Annotated in this window: 15 protein-coding genes; 9 read left to right on the top strand and 6 right to left on the bottom strand. The window is 55.6% G+C overall.

Annotated elements, in window-relative coordinates; all coding sequences use genetic code 11:
* Nucleotides 1-8: 8 nt before the first annotated feature.
* From ACT3RU_RS00775 to ACT3RU_RS00760, 4 genes are all read right to left on the bottom strand, one after another.
* Nucleotides 9-782 (bottom strand): CoA-transferase subunit beta, encoded by a 774-nt coding sequence (locus tag ACT3RU_RS00775; RefSeq protein WP_192526833.1) that lies wholly within the window; start codon nt 780-782, stop codon nt 9-11.
* On the bottom strand, nt 782-1,615 hold the full coding sequence (locus ACT3RU_RS00770; RefSeq protein ID WP_192526832.1) for a CoA transferase subunit A: 834 nt from the start codon (nt 1,613-1,615) through the stop codon (nt 782-784). The genes ACT3RU_RS00775 and ACT3RU_RS00770 overlap by 1 nt, the downstream gene beginning before the upstream one ends.
* A 199-nt stretch (nt 1,616-1,814) precedes the next feature.
* Nucleotides 1,815-3,155, bottom strand: coding sequence for a class-II fumarase/aspartase family protein (locus tag ACT3RU_RS00765; RefSeq protein WP_192526831.1), 1,341 nt, complete (start codon nt 3,153-3,155; stop codon nt 1,815-1,817).
* A 176-nt stretch (nt 3,156-3,331) separates the two neighbouring features.
* Nucleotides 3,332-4,003, bottom strand: coding sequence for a TetR/AcrR family transcriptional regulator (locus ACT3RU_RS00760; RefSeq protein WP_192526830.1), 672 nt, complete (start codon nt 4,001-4,003; stop codon nt 3,332-3,334).
* A 158-nt stretch (nt 4,004-4,161) separates the two neighbouring features.
* On the opposite strand from ACT3RU_RS00760, the gene ACT3RU_RS00755 reads away from it, so the two are divergent.
* From ACT3RU_RS00755 to ACT3RU_RS00735, 5 genes are all read left to right on the top strand, one after another.
* Nucleotides 4,162-5,196, top strand: a complete 1,035-nt coding sequence (locus tag ACT3RU_RS00755; RefSeq protein WP_226913505.1) for a DctP family TRAP transporter solute-binding subunit — start codon at nt 4,162-4,164, stop codon at nt 5,194-5,196.
* A 100-nt stretch (nt 5,197-5,296) separates the two neighbouring features.
* A complete protein-coding gene (locus ACT3RU_RS00750; RefSeq protein WP_192526829.1) occupies nt 5,297-5,794 on the top strand; it encodes a TRAP transporter small permease in 498 nt (165 codons plus the stop codon).
* Nucleotides 5,791-7,056, top strand: a complete 1,266-nt coding sequence (locus tag ACT3RU_RS00745) for a TRAP transporter large permease (RefSeq protein WP_192526828.1) — start codon at nt 5,791-5,793, stop codon at nt 7,054-7,056. Before ACT3RU_RS00750 ends, ACT3RU_RS00745 begins: the two co-directional genes overlap by 4 nt.
* 28 nt (nt 7,057-7,084) lie before the next feature.
* Complete coding sequence (locus tag ACT3RU_RS00740; protein ID WP_192526827.1) at nt 7,085-8,953, top strand: bifunctional sugar phosphate isomerase/epimerase/4-hydroxyphenylpyruvate dioxygenase family protein; 1,869 nt, start codon at nt 7,085-7,087, stop codon at nt 8,951-8,953.
* Nucleotides 8,950-9,822, top strand: coding sequence for a shikimate dehydrogenase family protein (locus ACT3RU_RS00735; protein ID WP_192526826.1), 873 nt, complete (start codon nt 8,950-8,952; stop codon nt 9,820-9,822). The genes ACT3RU_RS00740 and ACT3RU_RS00735 overlap by 4 nt, the downstream gene beginning before the upstream one ends.
* Nucleotides 9,823-9,885: 63 nt before the next feature.
* Here the strand turns inward: ACT3RU_RS00735 and aroQ are convergent, their stop codons facing one another.
* Entirely contained in the window at nt 9,886-10,326 is a 441-nt protein-coding gene (gene aroQ / locus ACT3RU_RS00730) for a type II 3-dehydroquinate dehydratase (protein ID WP_192526825.1), read from the bottom strand.
* Between the two features lie 141 nt (nt 10,327-10,467).
* On the opposite strand from aroQ, the gene ACT3RU_RS00725 reads away from it, so the two are divergent.
* From ACT3RU_RS00725 to ACT3RU_RS00715, 3 genes are all read left to right on the top strand, one after another.
* On the top strand, nt 10,468-11,262 hold the full coding sequence (locus tag ACT3RU_RS00725; RefSeq protein WP_192526824.1) for an IclR family transcriptional regulator domain-containing protein: 795 nt from the start codon (nt 10,468-10,470) through the stop codon (nt 11,260-11,262).
* Nucleotides 11,263-11,336: 74 nt separating this feature from the next.
* The gene (locus ACT3RU_RS00720; protein ID WP_192526823.1) at nt 11,337-12,185 is read left to right on the top strand and encodes a DUF72 domain-containing protein; all 849 of its coding nucleotides are present in this window, start codon (nt 11,337-11,339) and stop codon (nt 12,183-12,185) included.
* Between the two features lie 150 nt (nt 12,186-12,335).
* On the top strand, nt 12,336-13,679 hold the full coding sequence (locus ACT3RU_RS00715; protein WP_192526822.1) for a sodium-dependent transporter: 1,344 nt from the start codon (nt 12,336-12,338) through the stop codon (nt 13,677-13,679).
* Between the two features lie 71 nt (nt 13,680-13,750).
* Here ACT3RU_RS00715 and ACT3RU_RS00710 read toward each other — a convergent pair whose 3' ends face one another.
* Nucleotides 13,751-13,969, bottom strand: coding sequence for a PA3496 family putative envelope integrity protein (locus tag ACT3RU_RS00710; RefSeq protein ID WP_087110325.1), 219 nt, complete (start codon nt 13,967-13,969; stop codon nt 13,751-13,753).
* A gap of 272 nt (nt 13,970-14,241) precedes the next feature.
* Here ACT3RU_RS00710 and hexR point away from each other — a divergent pair, with 272 nt between their 5' ends.
* A complete protein-coding gene (hexR, locus tag ACT3RU_RS00705; RefSeq protein WP_087111253.1) occupies nt 14,242-15,096 on the top strand; it encodes a transcriptional regulator HexR in 855 nt (284 codons plus the stop codon).
* Nucleotides 15,097-15,116 lie beyond the last annotated feature (20 nt).

The following is a 15,116-nucleotide window of genomic DNA, read 5'->3' as shown; positions in this document are numbered from 1 at the left end:
CCGACTCCTTATTCGCCCGTGTGAGCGCGTTCGGTGCGGGCTTTCAGCTCGCGCAGGATCTCAAGTTCTTTTTCGCTGGGCTCAGGGGTGCTCTCAAGCTGGTCGGCAAAGCGTACTTCCCAGCCGGTCGCGTCCATTACCTCTTCACGGGTCACTCCAGGATGCAGCGATACCACCACAAGCTCTTTGGTCTCAGGGTCGGGCTTCATCACGCATAAATCGGTGATTACCCGGGTAGGGCCTTTACCGATATTAGGCACGTTATCGCGCCCTTTGCCGTCACGGCCAAAGCCTAGCGTGGTAACAAAGTCGACATCTTTCACAAACGCCCGCTTGGAGTGCTTCAGGGTGATAAATACCTCACCCGCGTTGGTAGCAATCTCCGGCGCCCCACCGCCGCCCGGCAGGCGTACTTTAGGTGCTTTGTAATCACCAATCAGCGTGGTATTGAGATTAGCAAAGCGGTCAATTTGTGCGGTACCCAAAAAGCCCACGTTCACTTTGCCGCCCTGTAGCCAGTAACGGAACATTTCCGGCACTGCCACGGTAGTGAGTGCTGATTCACACAGCTCGCCATCGCCGATGGAGAGCGGCAGAATGTCGGGCTTGGTTTGCAGCGTGCCGGATTCGTAAATCAATACCACGTCCGGCGCATGGGTAAGGCGCGCCAGGTTGGCAGCTTCAGAAGGCAGGCCGATTCCCACAAAGCAGGTGGTGCCGTTTTCCAGCGCGCGTGCCGCCGTGACGGTCATCATTTCAGAAGAGGTATATTCCAGACTCATCAGACGTTCTCCCCTGCATGACTTTGAACACCCTTAAAGACGTTCTCATCGAGCCACTGAGTAAAGGTGTCGCGGTCGCGGGCAATGGCATCCCACTCTTTATAAAAGCGGTTACTGCGACCGTAATAGCCGTGAGTATAAGAGGGCAGCGCGCCTTTCTCGGCCACCGCAATGGCACTGATCGCCCAGCCTGGAATCACGCAGGCATTGGGATGCGCTTTCAAGTCATCGACGATCTCTTCGACCGTGACGATGCTGTGTTTGGCGGCGAGTATGGCTTCTTTTTGTACGCCGACAATTCCTTCCACCAGCACGTTGCCCTGGCGGTCCGCACGCTGAGCGTGAACGATGGACACATCCGGGCGTACCGAAGGCACGGCGGCTAAGCGCTCACCAGTAAACGGGCACTCGATGAATTTGATCTGATCATTCACGCTGGGCAGTTCGCTGCCGATGTAACCGCGGAAAACAGCCATCGGCAAACCCGCAGCCCCCGCTTCAAAGGCGCAGGCCATGGCCGCGTGACTGTGCTCAAGAATCTCAACCTTGTGCGGCCAGCCTTTCTCAACCGCATCACGCAGGCGGTGCAATGAGCCAACGCCTGGGTTACCGCCCCAAGAGAAGATCACCTTTTTGGCGCAACCGGCACCGATTAGCTGATCGTAGATGATATCGGGGGTCATGCGGATCAGCGTCAGGTCACGCTTTTGCTGACGGATCACTTCGTGACCAGCGGCAAACGGGATGAGATGGGTAAAGCCTTCCATGGCCACGGTAGCGCCGTCTTGAACGTAGCGCGCTACCGCGTCATGTAAGCTGAGAAACTCGGCCATGATGGGTGCCTCTTAGCGGGTCGTTGGCATACTTACTGGTGGCAATTAACAGATTGTTCGCAAAGCGAACATGAATCCTCTATACGAACAAGTTACTGCCGAACGTGAATGGGGTCAAACCCCACCACGCATGCCTAACGCCCCATTACGACACCTGTCTATTTCATGAAATAAAATAAACATTTGTTTTTAAATGATATTATTTACAATCCAACCATTTCTTGGCACGCTTCACCTGAGCCACACTACTACCAAGGTATAAAGCCGGATCGCAAGCTTTACACAGTGATTCGTTATCAATAATTCCGTTTGTCTCAGGGTGCTCAGCCAGTAAATCCATCAACACGTCGGCATAATCCCGGGATTCGCGACGCGAGGTTTCCGCTGCCGCAGCACTTACCGTTTTGGCATGATCTGCACCTAGTGCCGGGGTCAACAGGCGCGCCACCGGCTCAGCCATGATGCCACCCCCAGTAGCCGCCAGGTTGCGTCGCATGTTACCGGGATTCACTTCAAGTCCCTCAAGCAGCACGGCCACCTGTTCCAGCGCGCCTTCCACAAGTAAGGCGCTTTCCGTCAGCGGTGCCCACTCGGCATGCCATTCGCCCAGACCGCGCTCCAGCGGCTGTGCAGCCGCGTTCAGCAACACGCAGGTATGTCCATGTACCTGCCTAGCCGCGCCCCGGATCAGCGCGCTGCGCACCGGGTTGCGCTTATGGGGCATCGAGGACGACTCGCCCATCCCCGGTGCTGAAGGCTCGGCCACCTCGCCTACTTCGGTCTGGGTAAGCAGCGATATATCCAGGGCCAGTTTCTCGGCAGCGCCCGCTACGGCATCCAGCGCCGTACCCAGCGCGTGAATGGGATAGCGGTCGGTATGCCATGGCAATACCGGTGCTGCCAGACTTAGTTTTTCAGCCAAGGCATCCATCCACTCAAGCCCCAGCGCATCCCACCCGGAATGCACACCCACCGCGCCACCAAACTGAACGGGTAGCTCAATATCACCTAAACGCCGACGCGCCTGCTCAAGACCCACGGCCCAGTGAGATACCTTGACGCCAAAGGTAATCGGCAGCGCCTGCTGCATGAGGGTGCGTCCGACCATGGGCGTATGGTTGTGCGTATTCATGAGATTTATCGCCGCCGCGCGGCAGCGCAACAGCAGTCTATCCAGCGCGGCCAGGCGCGGTTTGAGCAACAGCATCAACGCAGAGTCGACGACATCCTGGCTGGTCGCCCCCTGATGCCAGTAACGCTTAAGGTCCTTGGCAAGAAACGCACGGCCCTGCTTGACGAATGGAATGGCGACATTGCCGCCGCTGGCGATGCCCTCGGCCATCTCAACGATATTGAAAGAGGCGTTTTCCAACTGAGCGCGCATCTGCTGACTCGTGCCTTCGGGCACCGCACCACTGGCTTCCTGAACCTCGGCTAGCGCCAGCTCGAAGGCCAGCATGGCGTGCACCATGGCGTCCTCGTCGCAGGCAGCCAAGGCACTTTGATTCATAAACGGGTGCTTTAAAAATGCTGAGGGCATGGGCGCTAGGCCTCCTAATAAAGTCGTTCAGAGCCTGAACAAAGCGCAAAGAGCATGATTCAGAAAAATCGTACTTATGTTCGCTATTCGAACTATAGATTAAACGGGCAGGGGCTAACTAGCCAGTAACACACGGCGTTATGGCAGCTTGATGCGCTGGCGCCAGCGACGCTTGTTTACGTTCGAGGCGTGGCGTCTTCACAACGCACGTAACGCAGCACCATCTCGGTTACATGATCTTCCAATTTACGCTGGTTTTCCGGTGCAGCCTGTTGCCAATCAAAAATCCGCGAGAAGGTGTGTTGATTGGAAACGTTGAAAAACGACAAGGCGCTGATCAGCCAGTGCAGTTCTCGCGGGTCCAGGCCTTCACGAAAACAACCATCGGCGATACCTCGTGCATACACAGTGGTCAGAACGTCGATTACGCCTGCGTTAAGCGATTGAATTAATGCTGACTGCGCCAGATAGCGGCCATGATGGATATTTTCGATCATGACAAGGCGGATGAAGTCAGGGTTCTGGGCGTGATGGCGAAAAGTAAATTGAACAAGCCGACTTAGCGCCTCGAGTGGCGCCAAATGGTCAAGATCAAGCTCGGCCTCCTGCAGGCGCACTTTCTGATAGGCAGCTTCCAAGGTGTGCAGGTAGAGCGTCTCTTTGTCCTTGAAGTAGTAATAAATCATACGCTTGGAAGCGCGCGTTTTTTCGGCGATTTCATCGATCCGCGCGCCAGAAAGGCCTTTTTCGGAAAACTCACGCGTGGCCACCGCCAAGATATCGGCCTGCACAAATTCCGGATCGTTTTTACGTCGTGTGATGGAGGATGTGTTGGGATTCGCTGGCATTGGCTTACCTTTTATTATCATGATCGTCTTTGGTCTACTATGTCACAGCTTGACTGAACGTACCATTTCGTACATTGTTTTTAGACAGCTAAAACACGCTGTTGCTTACGCTCTTGAAACCTTATAACAACTGCCCCGACGACAAGAGGACAACAACAATGTCTATGAAGCTAACTTCCATACAACGCATGCTTACGGCCGCCATTGCCGCCGCTACGCTTGCCGCCGCTGCCAGTGCCAGTGCCTCCGCCCAGACACTACGCTTTGCCCACGTTGACCCGGATGACTGGACCACGTCGAAAAAAGGCTCGGCCGGGCAAGTATTCAAGAACCTGGTGGAAGCTGAAACCGACATCAAGGTTGAGCTATACCCCGCGGGGTCGCTCGGCGGTGAAACCGAGCTGATTGAAGGCGCGCAGGATGGCACTATCAGCATTGCCATGGTCTCCGGCTCTTACGCCAATTTCTGCCCCGCCGTTGCCGTGACCGATATCCCTTATACCTTCCCTTCAGCGCCAGTGGCATGGCAGGTAATGGACGGCGAATTCGGCACCGCGCTGGCTGAGCACTGCCTGGAGCAGACAGGCCTGCGCACGCTGGCTTACGGCGAGACGGGCTTTCGCCACTTCACCAACTCGGTGCGCACTATCAACTCGCCGGAAGACATGAAAGGCCTGAAATTCCGCGTACAAACCATTCCGCTCTATATCGAAATGATGCGTGGCCTGGGAGCCGAGCCACAGGGCATTACCTGGGGTGAAGTGCCTACCGCCCTGGCAACCGGCGTGGTAGATGGCCAGGAAAACCCCATTTCGGTGATTTTTGGCAACAACTTCTACGAGTTTCAGGACTACCTGACGCTGGATCGCCACGTGTACGGCGTTGACCACCTGCTGATCAACGACGACATCTTCCAGTCGCTTAGCGAAGAAGAACAGGCTGCCGTGAAACGCGCCGCCGTGGTTGCGGGTACTACCGGCCGCGCCATCCAGCAGTTCAATTCCGCAGAAGGCATTGCCAAGCTGGAAGCCGCAGGCATGGAAATTACCCAGCCCAACGCTGAACAGATGGAAGCTTTCCGGGAAGCGGCGCAACCGCCGGTTCAGGCGTACCTGCGTGACGAGCTTGGCGATGATGCAGAGTGGATTGACCGCCTTTCTGCCGCGGTTAGTGAGGCGTCCGAGCGCTTCTAAGCCTGCTTGATCAAAGCACTTGTGAGAAAGCACTTTGTGAGTGGGCCAGCATGGCCCGCTCCTGCTCCTGCGTACCTGACTACCGATTGAAGGTGCCCTTATGCCTCATCTTCTTGCCCGGATACATCGTGGCCTGATCCTGTTCAATGGCAGCTTGGCAGGCCTTGCCATGGTGCTGATTTTTCTACTGGTCGCTGGCAACGCCTTTGCGCGCTATACCTACGGCGGCTCCATTAGCTGGGGGGAAGATACCGCCATCTATCTGATGATTTACGGCTTGATGTTTGGCATGGCGTGGGCGTATCTGCAGGACAAGCACATCGGCTTTGATCTTCTTCGCCGCTTGCTGCCTCCACGCTGGCTGCGCTGGCAGGCGGTGGCGATTGATCTTGTGGTGTTGGCCGTCGGCATTGGCTTGATGGTGTCGGCCATTGAATTTATCGCCGCTCGCGGTAATCGCACCTCATCAAGCACCGGGATACCGATGTGGGTCTTTCAAACATCGATGCTGATGGGCGGCGGTCTGCTCAGCCTTTCAGCACTGGTAATGGGCGCACAGCGTTTGAGTGGCTACTCTGATGAGGAGCCATCATCATGATTTTTGTACTGCTTTTAGCCCTCATACTGCTGGGCGTACCGTTTGCCTTTGCCATTTTGGGTGCCCTCACGGTGCTGATGAGCACCGGCGATCTTCCCTATCATATTCGCATTGTGTCGCAGCAGTTTTTTGGCGGCATGGAGTCTTTTCCGCTGCTGGCAATACCGCTGTTCATTCTGGCCGGCGAGCTGATGAACGAAGCGGGTATCACGCATCGGATCATTAACCTGGCCACGGCCATTGTTGGCCGCCTCAAGGCGGGGCTGGCACACGTCAATATCTGGGCCTCGGTAATTTTTGCCGGCCTTTCCGGCTCGGCGATTGCCGATACTTCCGCCCTTGGCCGGGTATTTATCCCCTCAATGGAAAAAGAGGGTTACCCGCGTGATTTTGCCGCCGCCCTTACCGCAGCTTCATCGGTGATTGGCCCGATTATTCCGCCGAGCATTCCGGTGATTATTTACGCGCTCACGGTGTCGGGTGTGTCAGTGCCGGGGCTCTTTTTGGCCGGCATCGTACCGGGATTTTTGCTGGCGCTGGGGCTTTCCATCTACGTCTACTTTTTTGCCGGCGACCTAGGTGCCACGCAGTCAAGGCAGCAGTCGCGCCGTCACGCGCTTCTGCATGGCCTTTTGCCCGCGCTCATGCCGGTCTTTGTGGTGGGTGCCATTCTGGCAGGCATCGTGACACCAACTGAGGCAGCGGCCTTTGCCGTGGTGTATGCGCTGATTCTTGGCGTGGTGCTCTACCGTAATATCAAGCTGGTTAACCTGCCCGGCATCTTCGCTCGCGCCATGCGCGATAGCGCCGTCATCATGGTCATCATGGGTGCCGTTGCGGCCGCTAACTGGGTACTGACGTTTAATCGTATTCCCAACATGCTCACCGAGTGGGCGCTGATGAGTATCGATACCCAGTGGACCTTCCTGATTGCCGTCATTCTGCTGCTTCTGGTAGTAGGACTGTTTCTGGAAGGGATCGCAGCCATTCTGGTGCTGGTCCCCATTCTTCACCCCATTGCCATGGCGCTGGGCATTGACCCGCTGCACTTTGGGATCGTGGTGATCTTCAACCTGATGATGGGCCTGATCACGCCACCCATGGGGCTCTGTCTGTTTGTCGCCGACTCGGTTTCCGGCGTGGGAATGGGGGCCATTATCCGCCGCATTATGCCGATGCTCGGCGTACAGTTCCTGATCCTGCTGTTGATCACATTTATACCCGCGCTGGTCACCTTCCTGCCGCGCCTGTTGGGCTACTGATTTTACTGAATGCAAGGAGCGTAATGCCATGTACTCATCCATTGCCACGGTTTGCCTAAGCGGTTCGCTGGAAGAGAAGGTAGACGCCATCGCTCAGGCCGGTTTTGAAGGGGTTGAGCTCTTTGAAAACGACCTTACGGCGTTTACCGGCACACCCAGGGAAGCGGGCGAACTGATTCGCTCGCGTGGGCTAAAGCTAGTCACCCTTCAACCGTTCCGTGATTTTGAAGGCTTACAAGGGCGCGCGCGGGAGCGGGCCTTTGACCGCGCCGAGCATAAGTTCGACCTGATGGAAGAGCTCGGCACGGATCTATTAATGGCGTGCAGTACAGTGCACCCCGACTCGCTACCCGGCTTGAGCCGCGCCGCCGATGACTTCTATGAATTAGGCGAACGTGCCGCTCGGCGTAACATGCGCGTGGCCTATGAGGCGCTGGCTTGGGGTCGGCATATTCACGACTACCGCGATAGCTGGGAAGTGGTGCGCCGCGCCGCGCACCCCAATGTTGGCTTAGTGCTGGATACTTTTCATATCTTCTCGCGCCAAACGGAGCTGGGTACCATCGGGCGCATTCCAGGAGACCGCATCTTTCTGGTGCAAACCGCCGATGCGCCGCGCCTCTCTATGGATCACCTGTCGTGGAGTCGCCATTACCGCTGCTTCCCGGGTCAGGGCGAACTGCAAATGGACAAGTTCATGGCCATGCTGCAGGAGACCCGTTACGACGGCCCGCTATCTCACGAAATTTTTAACGATGTTTTCCGCATGGGCCACAGCGACCAGACGGCGCGCGATGGCTTGCGCTCTTATCATTTACTGCGCAGCATGCAGGATGACAGCGGCATTCCCGCTCCCCAGTCCATTGAGTCGGTCGCGTTTCTTGAAATTGCCGTTGAGGCTGCGGATTTGCAGCGCCTACGCGAGCTGCTCAGCGCGCTGGGTATGGCGTGTGTCGGGCGTCATCACACGCTCAATGCGGAGCGCTGGGCCGCGGGTGACGTTAACCTGGTGCTTAATACCGAGGCGAGTTTCACGGGTCGTGTGCCGGGGCGCGATGCCACGGCGATTACTGCTATCGGCCTGAAGGTGAGCAACGCCTACGAAGCCTTCAAGCGGGCGGACAAGCTCGGTTACGATATCGTCGAGCCTGAAGAAGTGGGCGCCAGCCACCGTATGAGCGCACTGCGCAATGTCGACGGCAGCCTCTCCTACATCATTGACGACTCACAGCTCAGCCGCACCTGGGATCGTGAGTTTCCGGTGGATGTGCAACCCGTGCCTAATGGCGCCTTGGTCGATGTCGACCACATCAGCGTTGCGCTTTCCTATCACGATTATCTCTCGCTGATGCTGCAGTACCGCGCTATTTTCCAGCTAGAGATCACGCCCTCCTTCGATGTCACCGACCCGCGTGGGCTGATTCAAAGCCAGGTACTGCAAAACTATAATGGCCGTTTCCGTCTGGCGCTTAACGCCAGCGCCTCGCCCAATACCGCCAGCAACCGGTTTGTGCGCCAGTACGGCGGCTCGGGGATCCATCATGTTGCCCTGCGCACGGAGTCGATGCGTGCCACCAGCGCCGCGCTGCAGCGGGCGGGTACACCGGTGCTGCCCATTCCCGGCAACTACTACCGCGATCTGGCGGCACGCTTTGATTTACCGTCGCAGACCCAGACGTGGATGCAGGACCACCACATCCTGTTTGATCAGGACGGCAGCGGCGAATTTCATCAGCTGTATGCGCAGCAACCTGCCCACCAGGCGTTCTTTTTTGAACTGGTACAGCGTGACGGCTATCAAGGATTGGGCGCCCCCAATGCCTTTGTACGCGTGACGGCCCAGCAGCGCCTTGAGGCAGAAACGCTGCACCACAACACAGATGAGAGCGCATCATGATCAAGCTCGGACTGGTCGGCGAAGGCATCGCCAAATCGCAATCTCCCGACCTGCATGAACGCCTGGGCGCATCGCTTGGCCTACCTGTACGCTACGATTTAGTGGATAGCCTGGGTGTGGCAGATTTTGATTTCCCCGCGGCGATACAAACGCTGCGCACTAAAGGCTATCAGGGCACTAACGTTACTTTCCCGTTCAAGGAAAAAGCTGCGCAGTTGGCCGATATCCGCGGCGAAGGCGTACTCCGAGTTGGCACTGCCAATACGTTGCTGTTTGATGCGCAGGGGCTGCGCGCCGAGAATACCGACTACACCGGCTTTATCAGCGCCTACCGCCACTCGTTTGGCAACCAACCCGCAGGCGAGGTGCTCCTAATTGGCGCTGGCGGCGTTGGCCGTGCGGTAGCCTGCGCCTTGGGTGAGCTCGCCGTTAGCCACCTGTATATTCTTGAGCACGATACGACGCGTGCACAGAATCTATGTCGCGATCTTAGCGCCATGGGCATTAATGCCTCGTGCATCACGCCAGAACAAGCCCAACAGGGCCTGCCTAACTGGCAGGGCGTGGTCAACTGCACACCCATCGGTCATATCAACCACCCGGGGTGCCCTATTGACACGTCTGGCCTTGGCAGCCAGCACTGGGTATTTGATGCCGTATACATACCCGCCCATACCGAGCTTTTAAACGCCGCCGCCCAGGCGGGAGCCAAAACGCTCTCAGGCGTGGATCTCTTTGTATTCCAAGGCGTGGACGCGTTTCGCTTTTTTACCGCAGATCGTCTGAGCGCTGACCGGATCGGCCCTCATGTTATGCCATTACGGGCCTATTATATTGAACAGCTTGTCGCCTTGCCGTCCCAACCCTGATGCGGTAAGGATGATAGAGTGAAAGGTGTCAGCAGTAGCGTGGCACTACTGCTCTTACAACACCTAGCGAGCCTTTATAATCGCTTCAAGAGCCGCCTGATACCCGTGGATCCCAAGCCCGGCGATCACCCCGTCGGCGCGCAGCGACACGTAGGAATGGTGACGAAAACTCTCGCGCTTGTGCACATTGGAGATATGCACTTCAATGACGGTGCCTTCGAACGCGTTTAGCGCATCGAGTATGGCAACCGATGTGTGCGTATAGGCTGCCGGGTTGATAATTATCGCTTGACTGCCGTCCTGCCGGGCGGCGTGTATTGCATCAATCAGTGCGCCTTCATGGTTGCTTTGAAAACAGTTGATTTCCCACCCTGCTAACACTGCTGTCTCGCGCAGTTGTTTATTCACGTCATCCAGAGTTTCATGACCATAGATTTCGGGCTGCCGGGTGCCTAAAAGGTTGAGGTTCGGCCCGTGCAGTACCGTTACTTTTTGTTGGCCCATAAGTAGCTTTCCTAATGGCGAGTAAAGCACATGTAAGGCGCACATGCGCCGTGGCAAAGACTAAGCGAATAATTGTTCGCCATTCGAACAACATGTTACATTGGAATTTTGAAAATGTGTCCAAGCGGTGAATTATTCGTTATGAAAGACTCTTTACAAGAAGACACTCTCACACCTGATAGCCGTGACTTTGTTTCAGCGCTTGCCAGTGGCCTGGATGTTATCTTGGCGTTTGACGATACGCATTCGCGCATGACGTTAAGTGAGGTCGCCGCGCGAACCGACATGAACCGCGCCAAGGCGCGCCGCTTTCTACTGACACTGCATGCCTTGGGCTATGTTCGCAAACATCAGCGCTATTTCGAGCTGGCGCCCAAGGTCTTACAGCTAGGCTATTCATTTCTTTCCGCGAACAATTATCGTAGCGTTATCCAGCAGTACTTGGAAGATATTACCGCGCAAACTGGTGAGTCCTCATCGCTTGGCCAGCTTGAAGGTGACGATGTTATCTATATCGCACGCTCGGCCGCCCCCCACCGCTTGATGGCAATCTCCCTTTCCGTGGGTACACGTCTGCCGGCGGCTCATACCTCAATGGGTCACGTATTGCTTGCCCAGCTCTCTGAGCAGGCGCTGGAAAGCTATCTTGAACGTATCGCGCTGAAGCGCTACACCGATAAAACCATTATCGACAAGGGCGCGCTTAAAAAGCGGATTGAAACGGTGCGCGAACAGGGTTATGCCATCGCTGACCAGGAGTTGGACTCGGGCCTGCGCTCATTGGCAGTACCTGCGTTTAATGCATCCGGCCAACTGCTTGGGGCAATCAACATCAGTACGAACGCAGCGCGCATTGATATGGATACATTACTGGTGGAGTACTTGCCGCTTCTACACGAAAAAGCGGCTCAGATACGCGCGTCTATTACGACGTGAACTAAGGCGTGATGATGGAAGGGATTGAATGATAAGCCACGCTTCGCTGAAGAACTCATGATGATGAATGCCCCATGACCCTCTACCTAGGCCTACCCATGTGGGCCAACCAGGATTGGCAAGGCAGCCTGTATGCCCGCCACGCCAAGACAGATCTGCTCAGCGACTATGCCAGCGTATTCTCAAGCGTGGAAGGCAATACGACCTTTTATAGCGGCGCGCCCAAGGCCGAGACCGTTGCCGCCTGGGCTCGCCAGGCACCTGCTCATTTTCGCTTCTGTTTTAAATTACCTGCCAATATCACCCATGACCAGCGGCTTACCCATTTGGATGATGTCTGGTCCTTTTTAGCCGCACTTGAGCCACTGCATGATCGACTCGGCCCTACCATGGTCCAACTACCGCGCGACTTTGGTCCCGAGGAGCTACCAAAGCTAGAGGCCTTACTGGCTGCCTGGCCCGCTCACTTACCATGCGCGGTTGAAGTTCGTCATCCTGTTTTTTTCCACAAAGGCGCGGCTGAAAAAGCGCTTAACCAATTGTTGATAACTTATTGTGCCAACCGTGTAATGCTGGATGTGCGTCCGGTGTTTTCAACCCCTGCTGAGGGCCACGCGGGCCTTGCGCACGCTCAGCAGGAAAAGCCGAAACTCCCGTTACACGTGCTTTCCACAGGTAATTTTCCGGTCGTTCGCTTTATTGGCCATATTGACAAAACGATTAATACGCACTACTTCGCCCCTTGGAAAGCCCGCCTCAACCTGTGGATAAGTCAGGGGAAAACCCCTTTCTTATTTGTGCATACTGCTGATAATCGCGAGTCTCCCGAGATGGCACGTCAGCTATACAATGCGCTTGGCGAACTTGCCGACCTACCCCCGCTTAGTGCCTTCCCCGGTGAGGCACAAAACCTGTTGTTTTAAGCTAATATTAATTTAACCTAACTGGCACGAGGTCTCTTGATCGGATAAATTGCGCATACTTTTGAAAAGCGCAGAGCGATCTGCTCTTTTTGAATATGCGTAAATGGGCGCATAGCGGTTTATTACAATTCAACTAACAGTAGGTGATGTATGGCAAAACTTGCACATGCACAATGGTCATCGCGTATGGGCTTTGTGCTTGCAGCTGCCGGTTCAGCGGTAGGCTTAGGGAATATCTGGCGCTTCTCATATATGGCGGGTGAAAGCGGCGGCGCTGCTTTTGTTCTGGTCTATCTTGCATGCGTAACGCTGGTTGGCCTGCCCATTCTGGTAGCGGAATGGATGATTGGTCGCCGGGGCCAGAAAAATCCGATTAACACCATGGCCGACCTTGCCACGCGTCACGGGCGATCCAGGGCTTGGGCAACTATCGGTATTAGTGGCGTTCTGGCGGCCTTTTTAATTCTATCTTTTTATAGTGTTATCGGCGGCTGGTCGCTCAATTACACGCTGGGGGCGGTGATCGGGACGTTTAACGGCCAGGATGCCGATGCCGTCGGGGCTATTTTTGGCGATCTGCTGGGCAGCCCTACAACGCTTCTGCTTTGGCATACCGCGTTCATGGTGTTGGTCGTTGGTATCGTGGCACGTGGTGTGACCAAGGGGCTTGAAGCCGCTTCACGACTTCTGATGCCAGCGCTGATCGTGCTTCTTTTGATTCTGGTCGGCTATGGCGTAACAAGCGGCTCCTTCGGTGAAGCACTTGCGTTCATGTTCAGCCCTGACTGGGGTGCACTGGACGGTGGTGTCGTACTGGCGGCGATGGGCCAAGCCTTCTTCACCCTATCATTGGGTATGGGCATCATGATGGCGTATGGCTCTTATCTGGGCGAAGACGTCAACCTGATTAGCACAGCGCGTACCGTTATTATCCTGGATACGGTCATTGCCCTGCTTGCAGGTCTTGCGATCTTCCCCATTGTGTTCGCCAACGGGCTGAGCGCAGGCGAAGGTCCGGGACTCATCTTCGTAACGCTACCCCTGGCCTTTGGCAACATGGCGGGCGGCACCATTCTCGGTTTGATGTTCTTCCTGCTGCTGACGTTTGCAGCACTTACGTCGGCTATCTCGCTGCTGGAGCCGGTCGTTGAGACACTCGAAGAACGCACGTCATTGAGCCGGATAGGATCGACACTGGCGAGCGGTATTGCGGTGTGGGTACTCGGTGTGGCGGCACTGCTGTCATTTAATGTGTGGTCCGACGTGCTGTTATTCGGCCTCAACATTTTTGACTTCCTCGACACCTTCACCAGCAAGATTTTGCTGCCGCTGACGGGCCTGGGCGCGATAATTTTCTTCTCGCTATGTTTGGACAAAGAAGAAGCGCGCAAGGAGCTACGGTTAGATATCTACGATTTCACCTTGTGGAATCTACTCGCCAAGTACGTGGCGCCACTCGGTGTGATTATCGTATTCCTGACCGGCTTGATCTAGCGATACCTACGCCCTGCCGCTTGGCAGGGCTGCACTATATGGGTACTGCTTAAACACCGAGCTACATGCCGTTAGTGCAACTCGCTCTCTTGCCGTTCATCATCGTCTGGCAGGGGGGCGATATCCCGGTATAGCTTCTGAAACTCCCGATGCAACTCAATTCCTCGGCGAGCTCGTAAATTGCGTTGTGCGGCGCTACGCTGGCGCTGAGCATGCTCATCCACTTCCATGCCCATAAAAATATCCAGCAACTCGCTTTTGACCGAGGTAATTCGTTCGACGTTTTTCATGATCGACGTGCCTCCAGGTGAATATGCCTTCGTCCACCTGCATCTGTGGCGACTGTTGAATGATGCAGTGCGACACTTCACTTCTTACTATACCTTACTTGACAGTATGATGACGAAACTTGGCGAAATGCGTTAACGCCTTTTAAACGCACGCCTAAACATCGTTTCGCTGCCCTTTTATGCCATCACTCAGGCATACTGTGGCAAATGCTGACAAATACAGCAAAGCGCGCAGTGCAAAACGCGCGCACTGGATAATCGAGGAGCTGAACGTGAGTCGCGCCCTGTTCGATGAGATGAGACGCCGCATGGAGCACTTTCGCCGCTCCGAACAAAAAGTGGCACGCTTCGTACTGCGTAATCCTGACGAGGTTATCCACATGCGGATCGTTGACCTCGCCACCGAAGCCAACGTTAGCGAGCCTACCGTGGTGCGCTTCTGTCGCGCCCTGGGCTGTAATGGCTTTCAGGATTTTAAACTGCAGTTAGCGCAAATGCTGGCGTCTGGCAGCCAATTCGCGCAGTTCTCAATGAACGACAGTGACTCCGTTGCTGAGTTCTCACACAGTATTTTTGACTCCACGGTCGGCACCCTGCTTTCGGTACGTGACAGGCTCGATAACGACGCGCTGGGCCAAGCGGTTAATGCGCTGGCGATGGCCAATCGGGTTGAGTTTTACGGCTTTGGCGCCTCAGGCGCTGTCGCGTTTGATGCACAGCACAAATTTTTCCGTTTACAGATATCTACATCGGCCTATGCTGACCCGCACATGCAGAACATGTCGGCGGTGACCCTTAAAGAGGGCGATGTGGTGGTGGCTATTTCTCAAACGGGCCGGACCAAAGCATTGGTCGCCAGCGTACGCTTGGCCCGTGAAGCGGGCGCTACGGTGATTGGCCTGTGCCCCAGCGGTTCACCCTTGGCAGAAGAAGTCAGCCTGCCGCTGTATATTGATGTTCACGAAGATACCGAGATCTACACGCCACTCAGCTCTCGTATTGCCCACCTGGTGTTAATTGATGTGCTCGCCGTGGGCGTTGCCAAAACCCGCGGCCCCAAGCTGGCTGAGCAGCTTAAATCGGTGAAGAAAAGTCTGAATACCCTGCGCTACCCTGAAGACAACTAAATCGTCGTACGCTAACGCCT

Origin of the sequence: Halomonas sp. TP35 (assembly GCF_052375975.1) — a bacterium.
GTDB classification, from domain to species: Bacteria; Pseudomonadota; Gammaproteobacteria; order Pseudomonadales; family Halomonadaceae; genus Vreelandella; species Vreelandella citrativorans.
Note: the sequence above shows the minus strand (reverse complement) of the source record. Positions and strands in the feature narration are given on the sequence as shown.

Coding starts and splice junctions, on each gene's coding strand:
- ACT3RU_RS00775 (WP_192526833.1), bottom strand. CDS start 782: ATGAGTCTGGAATATACCTCTTCTGAAATGATGACCGTCACGGCGGCA.
- ACT3RU_RS00770 (WP_192526832.1), bottom strand. CDS start 1,615: ATGGCCGAGTTTCTCAGCTTACATGACGCGGTAGCGCGCTACGTTCAA.
- ACT3RU_RS00765 (WP_192526831.1), bottom strand. CDS start 3,155: ATGCCCTCAGCATTTTTAAAGCACCCGTTTATGAATCAAAGTGCCTTG.
- ACT3RU_RS00760 (WP_192526830.1), bottom strand. CDS start 4,003: ATGCCAGCGAATCCCAACACATCCTCCATCACACGACGTAAAAACGAT.
- ACT3RU_RS00755 (WP_226913505.1), top strand. CDS start 4,162: ATGTCTATGAAGCTAACTTCCATACAACGCATGCTTACGGCCGCCATT.
- ACT3RU_RS00750 (WP_192526829.1), top strand. CDS start 5,297: ATGCCTCATCTTCTTGCCCGGATACATCGTGGCCTGATCCTGTTCAAT.
- ACT3RU_RS00745 (WP_192526828.1), top strand. CDS start 5,791: ATGATTTTTGTACTGCTTTTAGCCCTCATACTGCTGGGCGTACCGTTT.
- ACT3RU_RS00740 (WP_192526827.1), top strand. CDS start 7,085: ATGTACTCATCCATTGCCACGGTTTGCCTAAGCGGTTCGCTGGAAGAG.
- ACT3RU_RS00735 (WP_192526826.1), top strand. CDS start 8,950: ATGATCAAGCTCGGACTGGTCGGCGAAGGCATCGCCAAATCGCAATCT.
- aroQ (WP_192526825.1), bottom strand. CDS start 10,326: ATGGGCCAACAAAAAGTAACGGTACTGCACGGGCCGAACCTCAACCTT.
- ACT3RU_RS00725 (WP_192526824.1), top strand. CDS start 10,468: ATGAAAGACTCTTTACAAGAAGACACTCTCACACCTGATAGCCGTGAC.
- ACT3RU_RS00720 (WP_192526823.1), top strand. CDS start 11,337: ATGACCCTCTACCTAGGCCTACCCATGTGGGCCAACCAGGATTGGCAA.
- ACT3RU_RS00715 (WP_192526822.1), top strand. CDS start 12,336: ATGGCAAAACTTGCACATGCACAATGGTCATCGCGTATGGGCTTTGTG.
- ACT3RU_RS00710 (WP_087110325.1), bottom strand. CDS start 13,969: ATGAAAAACGTCGAACGAATTACCTCGGTCAAAAGCGAGTTGCTGGAT.